Annotated in this window: 14 protein-coding genes; 13 read left to right on the forward strand and 1 reads right to left on the reverse strand. The window is 72.4% G+C overall.

The window, feature by feature from the left end; all coding sequences use genetic code 11:
* The first annotated feature begins 352 nt into the window (after positions 1–352).
* A complete protein-coding gene (locus K7B10_RS25085) occupies positions 353–1,756 on the forward strand; it encodes an NAD-dependent malic enzyme (protein ID WP_229339307.1) in 1,404 nt (467 codons plus the stop codon).
* Between the two features lie 363 nt (positions 1,757–2,119).
* Entirely contained in the window at positions 2,120–2,401 is a 282-nt protein-coding gene (locus K7B10_RS25090) for an HU family DNA-binding protein (protein ID WP_030161324.1), read from the forward strand.
* A 311-nt stretch (positions 2,402–2,712) separates the two neighbouring features.
* Here K7B10_RS25090 and murA read toward each other — a convergent pair whose 3' ends face one another.
* Complete coding sequence (gene murA, locus K7B10_RS25095; protein WP_099891985.1) at positions 2,713–4,056, reverse strand: UDP-N-acetylglucosamine 1-carboxyvinyltransferase; 1,344 nt, start codon at positions 4,054–4,056, stop codon at positions 2,713–2,715.
* A 262-nt stretch (positions 4,057–4,318) separates the two neighbouring features.
* Between murA and K7B10_RS25100 the strand changes: the two genes are divergently transcribed.
* From K7B10_RS25100 to K7B10_RS25150, 11 genes are all read left to right on the forward strand, one after another.
* Positions 4,319–4,879, forward strand: a complete 561-nt coding sequence (locus K7B10_RS25100; RefSeq protein WP_229339309.1) for a YqgE/AlgH family protein — start codon at positions 4,319–4,321, stop codon at positions 4,877–4,879.
* Between the two features lie 29 nt (positions 4,880–4,908).
* Positions 4,909–5,193 carry a DUF3039 domain-containing protein gene (locus K7B10_RS25105; RefSeq protein WP_030161320.1) on the forward strand — a complete coding sequence of 95 codons (285 nt, stop codon included), beginning with the start codon at positions 4,909–4,911 and terminating at the stop codon, positions 5,191–5,193.
* Between the two features lie 198 nt (positions 5,194–5,391).
* Positions 5,392–7,068, forward strand: coding sequence for a beta-N-acetylhexosaminidase (locus tag K7B10_RS25110; protein WP_229339311.1), 1,677 nt, complete (start codon positions 5,392–5,394; stop codon positions 7,066–7,068).
* A gap of 519 nt (positions 7,069–7,587) precedes the next feature.
* Positions 7,588–8,490, forward strand: coding sequence for an FAD binding domain-containing protein (locus K7B10_RS25115; RefSeq protein ID WP_372481458.1), 903 nt, complete (start codon positions 7,588–7,590; stop codon positions 8,488–8,490).
* A complete protein-coding gene (locus K7B10_RS25120; protein ID WP_229339315.1) occupies positions 8,487–10,517 on the forward strand; it encodes a (2Fe-2S)-binding protein in 2,031 nt (676 codons plus the stop codon). The genes K7B10_RS25115 and K7B10_RS25120 overlap by 4 nt, the downstream gene beginning before the upstream one ends.
* Positions 10,514–12,859, forward strand: coding sequence for a xanthine dehydrogenase family protein molybdopterin-binding subunit (locus tag K7B10_RS25125; RefSeq protein ID WP_372481459.1), 2,346 nt, complete (start codon positions 10,514–10,516; stop codon positions 12,857–12,859). Before K7B10_RS25120 ends, K7B10_RS25125 begins: the two co-directional genes overlap by 4 nt.
* 168 nt (positions 12,860–13,027) lie before the next feature.
* A complete protein-coding gene (locus tag K7B10_RS25130; protein ID WP_229339317.1) occupies positions 13,028–13,534 on the forward strand; it encodes a DUF2563 family protein in 507 nt (168 codons plus the stop codon).
* Positions 13,534–14,988 (forward strand): WXG100 family type VII secretion target, encoded by a 1,455-nt coding sequence (locus K7B10_RS25135; protein ID WP_229339319.1) that lies wholly within the window; start codon positions 13,534–13,536, stop codon positions 14,986–14,988. The genes K7B10_RS25130 and K7B10_RS25135 overlap by 1 nt, the downstream gene beginning before the upstream one ends.
* Before the next feature lie 21 nt (positions 14,989–15,009).
* The gene (gene mycP / locus K7B10_RS25140; protein WP_229339321.1) at positions 15,010–16,185 is read left to right on the forward strand and encodes a type VII secretion-associated serine protease mycosin; all 1,176 of its coding nucleotides are present in this window, start codon (positions 15,010–15,012) and stop codon (positions 16,183–16,185) included.
* Between the two features lie 9 nt (positions 16,186–16,194).
* Positions 16,195–17,505 carry a S8 family serine peptidase gene (locus K7B10_RS25145; protein ID WP_229339323.1) on the forward strand — a complete coding sequence of 437 codons (1,311 nt, stop codon included), beginning with the start codon at positions 16,195–16,197 and terminating at the stop codon, positions 17,503–17,505.
* A gap of 25 nt (positions 17,506–17,530) precedes the next feature.
* Positions 17,531–17,953 (forward strand): hypothetical protein, encoded by a 423-nt coding sequence (locus K7B10_RS25150; protein ID WP_229339325.1) that lies wholly within the window; start codon positions 17,531–17,533, stop codon positions 17,951–17,953.
* Positions 17,954–17,963 lie beyond the last annotated feature (10 nt).

Consider the following 17,963-nt stretch of genomic DNA (forward strand, 5'->3'; position numbering starts at 1 on the left):
CGATCCTTTGTTAGCCTGGGTACGGCACCGACTCGATCCAAGCCCCCGGGCCCAACCTTCGTCGCTTAGAGCGACCACTTGCCGCGAGGCGAGCATGGCGGGTCGGTGTCATAGACGTTCATACAGGTCCGCGCCCCTCGGATACCGAGGGGCGCGGACCTTTTTCGTACGGGCCTACGCTTCCGAACGCCTGATCTATCTCGTATGGTGGAAGTGTCTTTCCGAAATTTGTAGCTGGTTACCTTGTACTGGCTGGTAGGTGGGACGATCGGACAACAGGTCCTGCCGCACCTGCCGTGCAGCAGGGCCCTGTGTGTGTACAAAAAACCAGGGACAGAAGAGGAACACGGCCATGGCAACGGCGCCCAGCGTCTCGTACTCGATGACGGTCCGCCTGGAAGTGCCCGCGAGCGGAACCGCGGTCTCCCAGCTGACCACCGCCGTGGAGTCTTCCGGTGGGTCGGTCACCGGCCTCGACGTGACCGCCTCCGGTCACGAGAAGCTCCGTATCGACGTCACCATCGCCGCGACCTCCACCGCGCACGCCGACGAGATCGTCGGCAAGCTGCGCGGCATCGAGGGCGTCAGTCTCGGCAAGGTCTCCGACCGAACCTTCCTGATGCACCTCGGCGGCAAGATCGAGATGGCGTCCAAGCACCCCATCCGCAACCGTGACGACCTCTCGATGATCTACACCCCGGGCGTCGCCCGCGTGTGCATGGCCATCGCCGAGAACCCCGAGGACGCGCGCCGCCTCACCATCAAGCGCAACTCCGTCGCAGTCGTGACGGACGGCTCCGCCGTACTGGGCCTCGGCAACATCGGCCCGATGGCCGCGCTGCCCGTCATGGAGGGCAAGGCCGCCCTCTTCAAGCGCTTCGCCGGCATCGACGCATGGCCGATCTGCCTCGACACCCAGGACTCCGACGAGATCGTCGCCATCGTCAAGGCCATCGCCCCGGGCTTCGCCGGCATCAACCTCGAAGACATCTCCGCGCCGCGCTGCTTCGAGATCGAGGCCCGGCTGCGCGAGGCCCTCGACATCCCCGTCTTCCACGACGACCAGCACGGCACCGCCATCGTCGTCCTCGCCGCCCTCACCAACGCACTTCGCGTGGTGGGCAAGGCAGTTGGCGACGTCAAGGTCGTCATGTCGGGTGCCGGCGCGGCCGGTACGGCCATCCTCAAGCTGCTCCTCGCGGCCGGCGTGAAGAACGTGGTCAGCGCCGACATCCACGGCGTCGTCCACGCGGGCCGCACCGACCTCGTCGACGCGGCCGCCGACTCCCCGCTGCGCTGGATCGCCGACAACACCAACCCCGAGGGCTACACCGGCACTCTGAAGGAGGCCGTGGTCGGCGCCGACGTGTTCATCGGCGTCTCCGCCCCCAACGTGCTGTCCGGCGAGGACGTCGCCGCCATGGCCGAGGGTGCGATCGTGTTCGCGCTCGCGAACCCGGACCCCGAGGTGGACCCGGCCGTCGCCCGCCAGACCGCCGCCGTCGTCGCCACCGGCCGATCCGACTTCCCCAACCAGATCAACAACGTGCTGGTCTTCCCGGGCGTCTTCCGCGGTCTGCTGGACGCCCAGTCCCGCACGGTGAACACGGACATGATGCTGGCCGCCGCGACCGCGCTCGCGGACGTCGTCGGCGAGGACGAGCTCAACGCCAACTACATCATCCCGTCGGTGTTCAACGACAAGGTGGCCGGCGCGGTCGCCGGAGCCGTCCGCAAGGCCGCCTCGGCGATCTGACGCGGAATCGGACGAAGTCGCGCCGGGCCCGGCCGCCGCTGTGACGGCCCTCACGGCTCGCCGTTCCCGGCGCGTCGCGGGATGCGGGCCCGGCGGGCCGCCTCTAGGGTTGCGGGGATGCCCGCGAGGTCCGCGGTCCGCATCCACCAAGTGCGGACGGAGCGTCACCGCGGCGTGACTGTGGCGCTTTTCGTGTGACCCTGGCGGGTGCCGGATTGGCTTTCCCGCCGCTGGTGGGGGCAGGATGCGTAACCGGGCGAGAGGGTCTGACGTTCAGACCCGGGTCCGGGGACTGTCCGAGGGCCCTGGCAGCATCGGCTTCGATCTCACGCCTCTAAGGCAAGTTGAACACGGGAGTACAACATGAACCGCAGTGAGCTGGTGGCCGCTCTGTCCGAGCGCGCCGAGGTGACCCGCAAGGACGCCGACGCCGTTCTGGCCGCGCTCGCCGAGACCGTCGGCGAGATTGTCGCCAAGGGCGACGAGAAGGTCACCATCCCCGGCTTCCTGACCTTCGAGCGCACCCACCGTGCCGCTCGCACCGCGCGCAACCCGCAGACCGGCGACCCCATCCAGATCCCGGCCGGCTTCAGCGTGAAGGTCTCCGCGGGCTCCAAGCTCAAGGAAGCCGCCAAGGGCAAGTAAGTCCTGCCCGTACCGGGGCCCGTACGGGCCTTCGGAGCGGCAGAGCAGTACGCAGTACTGGCGAAGGGCGGCCACCCCCGGGCGGGGAGGCCGCCCTTCGGGCTGTCCGGGGGCCGTTGCCCGGCGCGGTCGTCACGGGCCGGCGAGAGGGCTCGTACGGCCGCTGGGCCGGCGAGAGGGGCCCCATGGAGGGCGGTTGGGCCGGCGAGGGGCCCCGCAAGGCCGTTGGGCGGCCGTGTGCGGGCCGGTGGGCGCATGCGAGAGCCCCCGGGCCCTTGCGGGTCCCGGGGGCTCTCGGTCGGCCGTACGGCTCAGACGAGGTCGCCGCCGGGGAGCTCGACCTTGGCCCCCAGCTCCACGAGCTTCTCCATGAAGTTCTCGTAGCCGCGGTTGATGAGGTCGATGCCGTGGACCCGCGAGGTGCCCTCGGCCGCCAGCGCCGCGATCAGGTACGAGAACCCACCGCGCAGGTCGGGGATGACCAGGTCGGCGCCCTGCAGCTTCGTCGGGCCCGAGACGACCGCCGAGTGCAGGAAGTTGCGCTGCCCGAACCGGCAGGCGCTGCCGCCCAGGCACTCCCGGTACAGCTGGATGTGTGCACCCATCTGGTTGAGCGCCGAGGTGAATCCCAGACGGGACTCGTAGACCGTCTCGTGGACGATCGACAGACCCGCGGCCTGGGTCAGGGCGACCACCAGCGGCTGCTGCCAGTCGGTCTGGAATCCCGGGTGCACGTCCGTTTCGAGCGCGATCGCGTTGAGCGGGCCGCCCGGGTGCCAGAAGCGGATGCCCTCGTCGTCGATCTCGAACGCGCCGCCGACGCGGCGGTACGTGTTCAGGAACGTCATCATCGAGCGCTGCTGCGCCCCGCGGACGTAGATGTTGCCGCCGGTCGCCAGCGCCGCGGAAGCCCAGGAGGCGGCCTCCAGGCGGTCCGGGAGCGCCTTGTGGTTGTAGCCGCCGAGGCGGTCGACACCGGTGATCCGGATCGTCCGGTCGGTGTCCATGGAGATGATGGCGCCCATCTTCTGCAGCACGCAGATGAGGTCCTCGATCTCCGGCTCCACCGCGGCGTTGCTCAGCTCGGTGACGCCCTCGGCCAGGACGGCCGTCAGCAGCACCTGTTCGGTCGAGCCGACCGAGGGGTAGGGCAGGCGGATCTTGCAGCCGCGAAGGCGCTGCGGGGCCTCCAGGTACTGGCCGCCCTCGCGCTTCTCGATGGTCGCGCCGAACTGGCGGAGCACGTCGAAGTGGAAGTCGATCGGCCGGCCGCCGATGTCGCAGCCGCCCAGGCCCGGGATGAAGGCGTGGCCGAGGCGGTGCAGCAGCGGGCCGCAGAAGAGGATCGGGATGCGCGAAGAGCCCGCGTGGGCGTCGATGTCGGCGACGTTCGCGCTCTCGACGTGGGTGGGGTCGAGCACGAGCTCGCCCGGCTCCTCGCCGGGGCGGACCGTCACCCCGTGCAGCTGGAGCAGCCCGCGTACGACACGCACGTCACGGATGTCGGGGACGTTGCGCAGCCGGCTGGGTCCGCTGCCGAGCAGAGCGGCGACCATGGCCTTGGGCACGAGGTTCTTCGCACCGCGGACACGGATCTCGCCCTCGAGCGGGGTGCCGCCGTGGACAAGCAGTACATCGTCACTGATGCCGGTCATGAATCTCGCGTTCCGGAGAGGGGTGGGCAGGGGGCCAGGGAAAAGGGTAAGGGCCACCACCCCCTTGTTCGTAAGGCCGACGTGGCCGTAGGACTGTCATGAATTCGGCACAACACCCTCCGTATCCACCGCATGGCGGAGTGTTGCGTTCCGCCGGCTTCCTCGGCACGCGCCGCCCGCTGCTGCCGTGCGCCCTGAGCTGCGGGCGATCCGATCTCCCCGCCCGCTCCCCGGAACGGCCGATGTGCGGGATCATGTCGGCATGACCGAGGTGTCCTCCCTCACAGGGCGGCTGCTCGTGGCCACCCCCGCCCTCGCGGACCCGAACTTCGACCGCGCGGTGGTGCTCCTGCTCGACCACGACGAGCAGGGCTCGCTCGGCGTGGTCCTCAACCGGCCCACCCCCGTGGGGGTCGGCGACATCCTGCTGCCCTGGGCCGCCCTGGCCGGCGATCCCGGGGTCGTCTTCCAGGGCGGGCCGGTGGGCCTGGACTCGGCCCTCGGCGTGGCGGTCATCCCCGGAGAGGAAGGGCCGCTCGGGTGGCGCCGCGTGTACGGGGCGATCGGCCTGGTCGACCTGGAGGCCCCGCCGGAGCTGCTGGCCGCGGCCCTCGGCTCGCTGCGGATCTTCGCCGGGTACTCGGGCTGGGGCCCGGGCCAGCTGGAGGTCGAGCTCGGCGACGGCGCCTGGTACGTCGTGGAGTCGGAGCCCGGGGACGTGTCGTACCCGGATCCCGAAAGGCTGTGGCGGGCGGTGCTGCGCCGCCAGCGCAGCGAGCTCGCGATGGTCGCCACGTATCCCGACGACCCGTCGCTCAACTGAGCCGCGCACGGGTCGGTACCCTGGATTTCATGAGCACTCTTGAGCCCGAGCGCGGGACTGGTACGGGGACCCTCGTAGAGCCGACGCCGCAGGTGTCCCACGGCGACGGCGACCACGAGCGCTTCGCCCACTACGTCCAGAAGGACAAGATCATGGAGAGCGCGCTCGGCGGGACCCCCGTCGTCGCGCTGTGCGGCAAGGTGTGGGTGCCGGGCCGTGACCCGAAGAAGTACCCGGTCTGCCCCATGTGCAAGGAGATCTACGAGTCCATGGGTCCCGGCGGGGACAAGGACAAGGGCGGCAAGGACAAGTAGCCCCGGTCCGAAGGGCCCCGCTTCAGCGGGCCCCAGGTCCTCGGAAAGCCCTCGAAGGCCCCCGGACGCGCTCAGGCGCGTCCGGGGGCCTTTGCCGCGTCCGGGGGGCGGGCTAGGGTCGGCCGCACAGGCGCAGGGCGCCCTGTGGAACGCGCGTTGCGCATGCCGCAACGGCTGGACGGTGGAGGGGTCGAGGCCATGCCCGAGTTGATTCCGGAGCCCCGGTACGCGCGATTCGCCCGCGAGGGCGACGGTGACGACGGCGCCGACGTGTGCGTCCTGGACGATCCGCTGCTCGACGCCGGCCCCGGCACCGGGGGCACCGCCCGCTGGCTGCGCCGCGAGCTCGGCGCGGCCACCGGCTGGGAACTGCCCGCGCCGGCCGCGGAGCGGACGTACGGCGGCGGCGGGCGCGCGGTGATCCGGCTGGTGCTCCGTCCCGAGCTCGCGCGGAGCGTCGGCGCCGAGTCGTACGAGCTGCACGTCACGCGGCGGTGGGTGCTGCTGGAGGGCGCCGACCCGGCCGGCCTCTTCTACGCCGCGCAGACGCTGCGCCAGCTGCTCGGGCCCGAGGCCTACCGGCGGGCGCCCGCGGCGCCGGGCCGCGAGTGGCGGCTGCCGGTGGGGGGCGTCCAGGACGGCCCCCGGTTCGGGTGGCGCGGGATGATGCTCGACGTGGCCCGGCACTTCATGCCGAAGGACGGGGTGCTGCGGTACGTCGACCTGCTCGCCGCGCACAAGCTCAACGTCCTGCACCTGCACCTGACGGACGACCAGGGCTGGCGGGTGGAGATCAAGCGGTACCCGCGGCTCACCGAGGTGGGCGGGTGGCGGCCGCGCAGCCGCTGGGGGCACCGGGCCTCGCCGCTGTGGAACGAGACCCCGCACGGCGGCTTCTACACGCAGGACGACATCCGCGAGATCGTCGCGTACGCCGCCGAGCGGCACGTGCGGGTGGTCCCGGAGATCGACGTACCGGGGCATTCGCAGGCCGCGATCGCCGCGTACCCGGAGCTCGGCAACACCGACGTCGTGGACACCGGCGCGCTGGAGGTGTGGGACGACTGGGGCGTCAACGAGAACGTGCTCGCGCCGACCGAGGCCGTACTGCGCTTCTACGAGGGGGTCTTCGAGGAGCTGCTGGAGCTGTTCCCGGCGGAGGTCTCGCCGTTCGTGCACGTGGGCGGCGACGAGTGCCCCAAGGAGCAGTGGCGCGCGTCGGCGCTCGCGCAGGAGCGGATCCGGGAGCTGGGGGTGGACGGGGAGGACGGGCTGCAGTCCTGGTTCATCCGGCACTTCGACGGCTGGCTCGCGGAGCGCGGGCGGCGGCTGATCGGGTGGGACGAGATCCTGGAGGGCGGGCTCGCGCCGGGGGCCGCGGTCTCCTCGTGGCGCGGGTATGCGGGCGGGATCGCCGCCGCCGAGGCCGGGCACGACGTGGTGATGTGCCCCGAGCAGCAGGTGTACCTGGACCACCGTCAGGCGGGCGGCGCGGACGAGCCGATGCCGATCGGGTACGTGCGCTCGCTGGAGGACGTGTACCGCTTCGAGCCGGTGCCGCCGAAGCTCTCGGCGCAGGCGGCGTCCCACGTGCTGGGCGCGCAGGCCAACGTGTGGACCGAGGTGATGGAGAACCAGAGCCGCGTCGACTACCAGGTGTTCCCGCGACTGGCGGCCTTCGCCGAGGTGGTGTGGTCGCGGCTGCCGGATCCGGACGAGCGGGACTACGCGGGCTTCGAGGCCCGGATGGGCGGGCACTACCGGCGGCTTGACGCGCTCGGCGTGGACTACCGGCCGCCGGGCGGGCCGTTGCCGTGGCAGCGGCGGCCCGGGGTGCTCGGGCGTCCGATCGAGGGGGAGCCCCCGAACGTGTGACGCGGGCGGAGGGTGTTCATGGGCGCGGAAGGGCGGCAGGGGTTTGGCCGGAACCGTTCCGCGCTCTTCCGCGCCCTTCCGCGCCCTCTCGCTCCCGTCCCGCGCCCCGCCCGCCCTCCCGGGTGCCCCGGCGGTGCGCCGACGGTGCCCCGGCGGTGCGCCGGCCGTCGTCCGAAGGCGGCCCGGCCGCCCTCCGACGACCTCCGGACCGATCGGTACCGATCGGAACGCTTCGGACTTCCGTGGAACTCCCGAGGGTTCCGGGACGTCCTACGTTCTTGGGGGCGGTCTGGAACTCTTGCTCTATTCCGGGGTATTCGGCAGATCGGAACTGATTCGGCAGATTCCGTGAATACGGGGGAAACCGGACGTCCGGAAGCGCCAGGGGGCGCCCGCCGGACCCTCGCGCCGGGAGGTGGGGAAGATGTGCCAGAGTTGCCACGTCCCGGCGGTGAGCACGTACCGTACGGCGGACAGGCGTGAGCGCCGGGACCGGGACATCGGGAAGGGGCAGCTGGGTTGACCACGCACGCACCGCATGCACTGCATTCATCTCAGGGGCCGCAGGCGGCGCAGTCCGTGACGCTGCCGGCCTCGCTCGACGAGGCCGTGGCGGCACTCGCCGCCATGCCCGCCGCCGTGCCCGTCGCCGGCGGCACCGACCTCATGGCCTCCGTCAACGCCGGGCTGCTGCGGCCCGCCGCGCTCGTCGGCCTGGGCCGGATCAACGAGATCCGCGGCTGGCAGTACCAGGACGGGCACGCGCTGCTCGGCGCAGGGCTCACCCACGCGCGGATGGGACGGCCGGATTTCGCCGCTCTGATCCCCGCGCTGGCGGCGGCCGCGCGAGCCGCCGGACCCCCTCAGATCCGCAACGCGGGCACCCTCGGCGGCAACATCGCCACCGCGGCGCCGACGGGCGACGCACTGCCCGTACTGGCCGCGCTGGAGGCCGTCCTCGTCATCCACGGCCCGGGCGGCTCGCGCCGGGAGATCCCGGTTTCGTACCTGCTGGCCGGCCGCGAGATGCTGCGGCCCGGTGAGCTGATCGGCTTCGTACGGGTGCCGCTGCTGCACGCGCCGCAGGTCTTCCTGAAGGCCACGGGGCGTACGGGCCCGGGGCGCGCGGTGGCGTCCGTGGGGCTCGTACTGGATCCCGCGCGCCGCGGTGTGCGCTGTGCGATCGGTGCGGTCGCGCCCATGCCGCTGCGGCCGCTGGAGGCCGAGCAGTGGGTGGCCTCGCTGATCGACTGGGACGGGGGGCGGACCCTGGCCCCCGAGGCGCTGGAGGCCTTCGGCGAGTACGTCGCCGCCGCCTGCGTCCCCGACCAGGGGGAGCCGGTGGCTCCCGGGGTACTGCATCTGCGGCGGACGGTCGCCGTGCTGGCACGGAGGGCCCTGGGGAGGGCACTGAGCTCATGAGTGGGAACGAGAACGTGAGCGGAACGACGGGGGACGCGGGTCCCGCGGGCCACACCGGCACGAGCTGGGGCTGGGAACCGGTCCCGCAGGGCGGCGAGTACGACTCCGACGCGACGGCCTTCGTGAAGCTGCCGCAGGACATGCTGGACGCGCTCGGCACCGGGGAACCGCTCGCGGCGCCCGGCCACGGCTACGTGCCGCCGCCGATGATCGTGCCGCTGGGTTCCGCGAGCGCGGATCCGGCGGCCACGGGGACGTGGACGATGCCGGCGCAGTGGCCGGAGGCGGGGGCGGCTGCCTCCGCTGCCGCGCCCGCACCCGCGCCCGCACCGGTCGGGGGGCCGATTCCGGCCTCGATCCCGCTTCCGGCGTCGGTGGCCGCGGCGTTCGAGGGCGCGGGTCAGGATCCCGTCCGGGTCTCGGGCCGGACGGCCGGCCCGGCCGCGGACACCGCGCCGGCGCCGGCCGAGGACGCGCACGATCCCGGTGCCACCGCCGAGTGGCGGTTCCCGGAGGCGGTCCAGGACTCCGAGCCCGTGACCACCGGCCAGTGGACCCTCCCGGAACTGCCCGAGGAGACCGGCGAGTTCCGCCACAGCGCCCCGGCGGCCGACTGGAGCCAGGCCCCGGCGACGCTGCCCGGCGGCGCGGCGGCCCCGTGGGCCACCCATCCCGGCTTCGAGGCCGCGGCGGCCGCGGTGCCGGTCGCGGACGCGGGCCCGGGTGCCGTCATGAGCTCGGGGGTGCTGCCCGAGGCGCGCCCCGACGGGGCGGACACCGCCACCTCGGGCGCGGGCCTGCGGCGGCTCGGCGGCCCCGGCGTCGGCGGCTCCGGGCGCGGCCCCCGCGTCCTGGGCGGGCCCGGTGTGGGCACCCCCCTCCCGGAGGCGGCGGAGCCGGAGCCGGTGCAGCCGGCCCCGCACGACATCGAGGCCGCCCATGGTCCGGCGTCGGCCCCGGTCACGGCGGAACGGCCGCACCCGGGGGCGGAGGCCGCGGAGGCGGTCCCTGCCGACCTGGACGCGGAGCGGGCCGCGGAGCGCGAGGCGACGCCCGTCGCGGCCGCGGAGTACGTGCTGTCGGGTGGTCCCGGGGCCGGTGGCGTCGCCGGTGACGGCGGCTTCGCGCAGCGCGGGGACACCGACGGGCACGGGTTCACGGCATCCGGCCACGGCGGCGCCGGGGCGGAGCCCGGGCCGGGCGGAGAGCACGGGTTCACGGCCGAGCCCCTCGCGGAGCCCGCCGGGACGGACGGGCGCGGGTTCGGGACGGACGGGCGCGGGTTCGGGACGGGCGAAGCCGCGGGTGCGCCCGCGCCGGGTGAGGACACCGCGGACATCGCCGGGGCGACGCCGGACGCGGGAACCCCCGAAGGTTTCCCGGGCGAGGTGGCGACGTACGAAGAAAACGCGACAGCCGAGGCCGTCGCCCATCACGAGCACCCGCTGGCTTCCTACGTCCTGCGCGTCAACGGCGCCGACCGGCCCGTCACCGGCGCGTGGATCGGCGAGTCCCTGCTCTACGTGCTGCGCGAGCGCCTCGGCCTCGCCGGCGCCAAGGACGGCTGCTCGCAGGGCGAGTGCGGGGCGTGCGCGGTGCAGGTCGACGGCCGGCTCGTCGCCTCCTGCCTGGTCCCGGCCGCGACCGCGGCGAGCAGCGAGGTGCGGACCGTGGAGGGGCTCGCCGCGGGCGGGGAACTCTCGGACGTGCAGCAGGCGTTGTGCAGGTCGGGTGCGGTGCAGTGCGGGTTCTGCGTGCCCGGCATGGCCATGACCATCCATGACCTGCTGGAGGGCAACCACGCCCCCAGCGAGCTGGAGACGCGGCAGGCCCTGTGCGGGAACCTGTGCCGCTGCTCCGGGTACAAGGGCGTCATCGAGGCCGTGCGCGAGGTCGTCGCCGAGCGCGAGACGTCGGCCACGGCCGACGCGCCCGGGACCGGGAGCGGCTCAGGCGCGGAGGCACGTATCCCGCACCAGGCGCCGCCCGGCGAGGGCGGGATCCACCACAACGGAGGCATGGCGTGAGCGGGCACGACGCGGCCACGGCCACGACGACGGTATCGATCTCCGCGGGCGCCTCGGCCGCCGCGGCGCCCGAGGCGGGCGAGCAGGAGGTGCCGCGCGGCATCGGGGCCTCCGTGCCCGCCGCCGACACGCGCGCCAAGAGCGAGGGCACCTTCCCGTACGCCGCCGACCTGTGGGCCGAGGGCCTCCTGTGGGCCGCCGTCCTGCGCTCCCCGCACGCCCACGCCCGCATCCTCTCCATCGACACCTCCGCGGCCGCCGCCATGCCCGGCGTGCGCGCCGTCGTCACCCACGCCGACGTCCCCGGCGCCACCACGCACGGCCGCCGCATCGCCGACCGGCCCGTCTTCGCCCACGACGTCGTGCGCCACCACGGCGAGCCCATCGCCGCCGTCGCCGCCGACCACCCGGACACCGCCCGCCTCGCCGCCGCCGCGATCGCCGTCGAGTACGAGCTCCTCGAGGCGGTGACGGACCCCGAGCAGTCCTTCGGCGCCCCCGCCCTGCACCCCGACGGCAACCTGATCCGGCACATCCCGCTCCGCTACGGCGACCCGGAGGCCACCGGCGAGGTCGTCGTCGAGGGCCTGTACAGGATCGGCCGCCAGGACCCCGCGCCCATCGGCGCCGAGGCCGGGCTGGCCGTGCCGCGGCCGGACGGCGGCGTCGAGATCTACACCGCCTCCACCGACCCGCACCTGGACCGCGACCTGGCGGCCGCCTGCTTCGGCCTCGAACCCGACCGGGTGCGGGTCGTGGTGACCGGCGTCCCGGGCGCGACGGCCGACCGCGAGGACGCCGCCTTCCAGCTGCCCCTCGGCCTCCTGGCTCTGCGCACCGGCTACCCGGTCAAGCTGGCCGCCACCCGCGAGGAGTCCTTCCTCGGCCACACCCACCGCCACCCGACGCTGCTGCGCTACCGCCACCACGCGGACGCCGAGGGCCGGCTGGTCAAGGTCGAGGCCCAGATCCTGATGGACGCGGGAGCCTACGCCGACTCCTCCTCCGAGTCCCTGGCGGCGGCCGTGGCCTTCGCGTGCGGCCCGTACGTGGTCCCGCACGCCTTCGTCGAGGGCTGGGCGGTCCGTACGAACAACCCGCCGTCCGGCCACGTACGGGGCGAGGGCGCGATGCAGGTCTGCGCCGCGTACGAGGGCCAGATGGACAAGCTCGCGGCCGCCCTGGGCATCGACGGCGCGGAGCTGCGCCTGCGCAACGTACTGGCGACGGGCGACCTGCTGCCCACCGGCCAGACGGTGACGTGCCCGGCACCGGTGGCCGAACTGCTGCGCGCGGTCCGTGACTTCGAGCTGCCCTCGCTGCCGAAGGACACCCCGGAGGAGGAGTGGCTGCTGCCGGGCGGCCCGGAGGGCGCGGGCGAGCCGGGCGCGGTGCGGCGCGGGGTCGGGTACGGCGTGGGCATGGTCCACATGCTCGGCGCGGAGGGCACCGACGAGGTCTCGACGGCGACGGTCAAGGTCGTCGACGGGGCGGCGACGGTGATCTGCGCCGCCGTCGACACCGGCCAGGGCTTCTCCACGCTGGCCCGCCAGATCGTCCAGGAGGTCCTGGGCGTGGACGAGGTGGTGACGGCCCCGGTCGACACGGACCAGCCGCCGGCGGGACCGGCGGCGCACGGCCGCCACACGTGGGTGTCCGGTGGCGCGGTGGAGCGCGCGGCGAAGATGGTCCGCACGCAGCTCCTCCAGCCGATGGCCCACAAGCTGGGCATGTCGACGGAGCTCCTGCAGATCCAGGACGGCCGCATCACGTCCTACGACGGCGCGTTCTCGACGACGGTCGCCGAGGCGATGGCGGGCAAGGAACTCTGGGCGACGGCCCAGTGCCGCCCCCACCCGACGGAGCCCCTGGACGGCGACGGCCAGGGCGACGCGTTCGTGGGCCTCGCGTTCTGCGCGATCCGCGCGGTGGTGGACGTGGACATCGAGCTCGGCTCGGTGCGGGTGGTCGAACTGGCGGTCGCCCAGGACGTGGGCCGCATCCTCAACCCCCGCCAGCTGGAGGCCCGTATCGAAGCGGGCGTCACGCAGGGCGTGGGCGCGGCGCTGAGCGAGAACCTCCGCTCGGTGTCGGGCCTGGTACGCCACCCCGACCTGACGGGCTACGCGCTGCCGACGTCGCTGGACGCGCCGGTGGTCCGGATCGTCAAACTGGTCGAAGAGCGGGACGTGGTGGCCCCGTTCGGGGCGAAGGCGGCGAGCGCGATCCCTGTGGTGACGGCCCCGGCGGCGGTAGCCTCGGCGGTACGCGCGGCCACGGGACGCCCGGTGAACAGGCTCCCGATCCGGCCGTCGGCGGCGGTCGCGACGCCCAACTCGTGAACGTGTGACCCACATTGCACGTGCAACCCCGAGGTTGGGACTGTCGGTACCGGTCGCTAGAGTGATCGGAAAGACGTAGTACGTGCGCGATCGAACGGGTGCGAACGGGGAGGGGCCGCGGCGGCGACGCCGCGACCCCGGGGATTACGGGGAGTCGGGGAGGCCATCGTGGCAGAGGAGAAGGCACCGGACGCGCTGGTGGGGCTGGGCGGCCTCGGTTCGGGTCTGGCGGATGCGGTCATGGCGCAGGCGAGGGCGCTCGAGGTCGAGTTCGAGTCGATGAAGGACTTCAAGAACCGGGTCGACGACCTTCTGGACAAGCTCGACGGTTCCCAGGCGGACACCAAGAAGCTGGCCCACGGCACGCTGCCTGATGGGGCGTTGGGCCATGGTTTCGGAGAGGCGGAAGCCCTCCACAAGACGTATTCGACGGTGCACACGCAGCTGCAGAACCTGTCGAAGGGCCTGGCGGGGCAGATCGAGGCCCTGGGCATCGCGATTCTGACGGCGGGCAAGGGCTACGGCGGGGTCGACGCGGAGACGGAGGCGCGGATGCGCGCCATCGTCGCCCAGGCGAAGAAGGACTACGTTCCTGACCGCGACCCGCTGGCCCGTGAGAAGCAGGAAGCGTCGGGATCGGGTTCTAAGGACAAGACGCCGGGGGGCAGGGTCTGATGGCGACGAACTTTGAGGGCTACACGCACCAGCAGCTGCTTGCCATGATCGCTTCTCTTGATGCGGAGACGGTCAAGACCCGCGGCACGCAGTTGACGGAGGCGGCCAAGACGATCAAGGAGATCGGCGAGAGCCTCAAGAAGCACCGTGTGAAGGGCTGGGAGGGCGAGGCCGCCACGGCCTTCGAGAACTGGGTCGGCCAGACGGGCAGCGCGACGCTGCGGCTGGGCGACTACAGCGAGGCCGGCGGCAAGTGGATGACCGAGGCCGCGCAGACCATGGTCGAGGTCAAGAAGAACATGCCGGCGTACGACGCGGACGCCGCGGCCAACCTCAAGGCGGCCCACGACTTCCACAACGACCCGGACGCCCAGAAGATGGGCCAGGAGGCCCACGCGAAGCTGAGCGGCGACCACCAGAAGGCGGTCGACGCCCTGACGAAGCTGGCCGGCTCGTACGACCAGTCGACGACGCAGATGGGCAAGGCGGAAATCCCGACGTTCCCGCCGCCGCCGGGGGCGTTTGACCCGCCGAAGGTCGACAGTGGGCAGGACCTCTCGCGCGACGGCGGCGGGTACGGAACCGGTTCAGGGTCCGGGAGTTCCTCGTACGGTGCCTCCGCACCGCGAGCCGGAGGATCCCCGAACGAACCCGGATTGACCCCTGGCCACCAGTCGGAGACCACTCCGCCTCCAACGACCGGACCGGTACCCGTTCCGGGGCTGCCGGACCGCGACGTGGACGTAGACCTCGACCACGTCGCGACGCTCCCCGACAAGACGCTTCCTCCGGTCACGGGTTTGCCCAGCAGCCCGGTCCCGGGCCCGGGACCGAGTGGTGGCCCCCTGCCCGGACCCGTTGCTCCCATCGCGCTCCCTCCCATCGGTCCGCCGAACCCGTCCGGCGGCGGACCCGGCGGTAAGTTCCAGGTAACGACCCCTCCCCTCGGTAAGGTCGGTGGCACTGGCGGCCTGCTGCCGCGCGACACGGGGATCATGGGCGGTCGCCCGGTGACCACCAATGGCCCCAGTGCGGGTATCCCGCGTGGCACGGTGATCGGCCAGGAAGGTGGCGGCCAGCAGGGACTCGGCCGCGGCATGGGGGGCGGAATGCATCCCGGAGGTGGGGGCGGTCCCCACGGCGGTGGCCCGGGTGGTTCCGCGATGGGTCGTAGGCTCGCCATGGAGCCCGGCGGTGTTGTCGGCGGGCGTCAGTCCGCCGCGATCGGCCGTCCGACCACGGGAGGCCAGCCGTTCACGCAGGGTGGATCGGGCCTGGTGCGCAATGGTTCCGGAGCTGGTTCGGCACGCGGTGCCATGGGGCATGCGGGTGCGGGCATCCACGCTCCGGGTAACCGGCGCGACCAGCAGGGGGGCGAGCGCCCCGATTACCTGGCCGAGGACGAAGAGACCTGGCAGGGCAACGACCGTGTTGTTCCGCCGGTGATCGACTGAGTAGAACGGACGTTGCACGGGATGCGCATTCGCAAGGCGACCGCGGCCCTGGTTGGCCTCCTGCTGGCCGGGGTCGCCGCGACCCCGGCCCAGGCGGCGACCATTCGGTCGCAGCAATGGCATCTCGACGCCATGAAGGCCGACGACATCTGGAAGATCAGTACCGGCAAGGGTGTCACGGTCGCCGTCATTGACAGCGGCGTGGGCTCCGTTCCCGAGCTTGAGGGGCAGGTTCTCCCCGGCAAGGACTACGCGAAGACGTACGACGGGTCGTACGAGGGGAACGAGCGTAACGACTATGACAACCACGGCACGACCATGGCTGCGTTGATCGCGGGTACGGGAAAGCACCCGAGCGGTGATGGGGCATTCGGGCTGGCGCCGGGGGCCAAGATTCTGCCGATCCGAGTACCGCACGAGTTCAACTCGACCAGGCCCATTTGGACCCAGGCGATTCGGTATGCGGCGGACTCGGAAGCCAAGGTCATCAACATTTCCATGGCGACGGAGCAGGATGACCCGGGGCGGCTTGATGCCGTGAAGTACGCCCTGTCCAAGGGGAAACTGATCTTTGCTGGCGTAGGCAACGATGGGGAGTCGACGAACAAGGTTCTCTACCCTGCCGCTACGCCAGGCGTTGTGGGTGTCGCCGCCGTTGACCCTAACGGCGAAGCTACAAAGGAGTCGCAGCACGGTCCCCAGGTCGACATGTCTGCACCTGGTGTTGACATCGTTACAGCCTGTGGCGGCAAGACGGGCGTATGCAAGAACCACGGCTCAAGCGACGCCACTGCCCTTGCTTCCGCGTCGGCAGCCCTGTTGTGGTCCGCTCACCCGGAATGGACGAACAACCAGGTGCTCCGGGTTCTGTTGAACACTGCGGGTAAGCCCGTCGACGGCGCGGAGCGCAATAACGGCGTCGGCTACGGCGTAGTCCGACCCAAGATCGCGCTGCCCACTCCCGGTGACCCCGGTCCGGCGGATGTTTTCCCGCTGCCCGACCTGGCCGCCGCGGCCAAGAACGCCTCGCCCTCCAGCGACGGCAAGGCACCCGACTCGGCGGCTCCGAAGCCGGCGCCGCAGGCCGAGGCGAAGAAGAGCGGCAGCAGTCTTCTCTGGATCGGGCTCGGGCTCGGTGCCTGCGTGCTCATCGGCGGAGCCGTGACGGCAGTCGTCGTGCGGCGCCGGAACGCCTGACGGCGGTCCGTGCGGCCGCGTCGGACGACCTCGGCCCTGGTCGGCCTCCTGCTGGCCGGGGTCGCCGCGGCTCCGGCCGCCCACGCCCAAGCCCACACGGCTCGGCCGGAGCAGTGGCATCTCGATGCCATGAAGGCCCCGGACATCTGGAGACTCGGCACCGGCCGGGGCGTCACCGTCGCAGTCATCGACACCGGCGTCGCCAGGATCCCCGAGCTCGACGGCCAAGTCGTCCGGGGCAAGGACTTCTCCCACGGCTACGAGGGCGACGAACGCACCGACTACGGCCATCACGGCACCGGCATCGCCGCCCTGATCGCCGGCACGGGCAAGCGTCCGTCCGGTGGCGGGGCGTTCGGGCTGGCACCCGGGGCCAAGATCCTTCCGCTCCGCGTCTCGGAGGGCGGAGGGAACCTCCGCCTCCATCAGTCGATCGCCGAGGCGATCCGCTTCGCCGCGGACTCGGAAGCCAAGGTCTTGAACATCTCCTTCGGCGGACCGGGCAGGAGCGCGGAACTCGACGCCGCCGTCCGGTACGCGCTGGACCACGGCAAGCTCGTCTTCTCCTCCGTCGGCAACGACGGGGAGGGGCCCAACGAGGTCATGTACCCCTCGGGCTCACCCGGAGTGGTCGGCGTCTCCGCCGTCGACCCGGACGGTGCCGCCACCCAGGAGTCCCAGCACGGCCCTCAGGTGGACCTGTCCGCCCCCGGCGTCGACATCGCCACCGGCTGCGCCGATGAGTCCGAGTCCGGGTTCGAGCCGTATCCCGACTCAGGCCCCGGCGCGGGCCCTGACTCCGGCGCGGGCCCTGACTCCGGCTCCGGCTCCGGATCCGGCTCCGACCCCGACCCCGGCCCCGACCCCGGCCCCGGTCTCTGCGTCAGCCACGGCACCAGCGAGGCCACCGCCCTCGCCTCCGCCTCCGCCGCGCTGCTCTGGTCCGCCCATCCCGACTGGACCAACAACCAGATACTCCGCGTCCTGCTGAACACGGCCGACAAGCCGGACCCCGTCCACGGCGTCCGGCACAACGACCGTCTCGGCTACGGAGCGGTCAGCCCGGTCAGCGCGCTGACCACCCCCGGTGACCCCGGCCCCGCGGACGTCTACCCGCTCCCCGACCTCGTCGCGGCCGACGGGCTACCATCTCCAGCCCCGGGCCGGTTCGGACCCGTACCAGCCCCAGTACCCGCGTCGCACGTACAGAACGAGACGAGCCGAGAAGGGCTCCTTCCCTGGGTCGTCCTCGGGATGGGAGCCTGCCTGCTCGTGGCCGGGGCCGTAACCACAGGCGCACATCAGCGTGTTAGAGGCTGATGTGACACAAGGAGGAAAGCACGCGATGTCGTTCGACGAGGAATGGTCGGCGGCGCGCGCCACGGCCGCCGCCAACGTCTCCATGCGGCTCAACCACGTACCGGTCGAGCCCGGCGGCGGTGGTGGCGGGGACCTGGAGCTCAACCAGGACCACATCGGCGCCATCGGCACCGAGGCCTACAAGCTGCACTCGCGCCTCCAGACGGACGGCAGGCACGCCGCCACCGCCACCGGCGAGGCCGCCGGAGCGCTCACGAAGGAGAGCTTCGCCAGCGGCGCGGCGCTGCTGAAGCTCAACACCACGTGGGAGAGCCAGGTGAAGACCCTCGTGGCCGCCTGCGCGAACATCTCGAACGGCCTGAACTACTCGGTCAAGTCTCATGCCATGGACGAGCAGCAGTTGCACGCCGACTTCACCACGTCCGCGATCGACAAGTACCTCAAGTAGGCGGCGCTCA

It is taken from the genome of Streptomyces flavotricini (assembly GCF_020639365.1).
Lineage (GTDB): Bacteria > Actinomycetota > Actinomycetes > Streptomycetales > Streptomycetaceae > Streptomyces > Streptomyces flavotricini.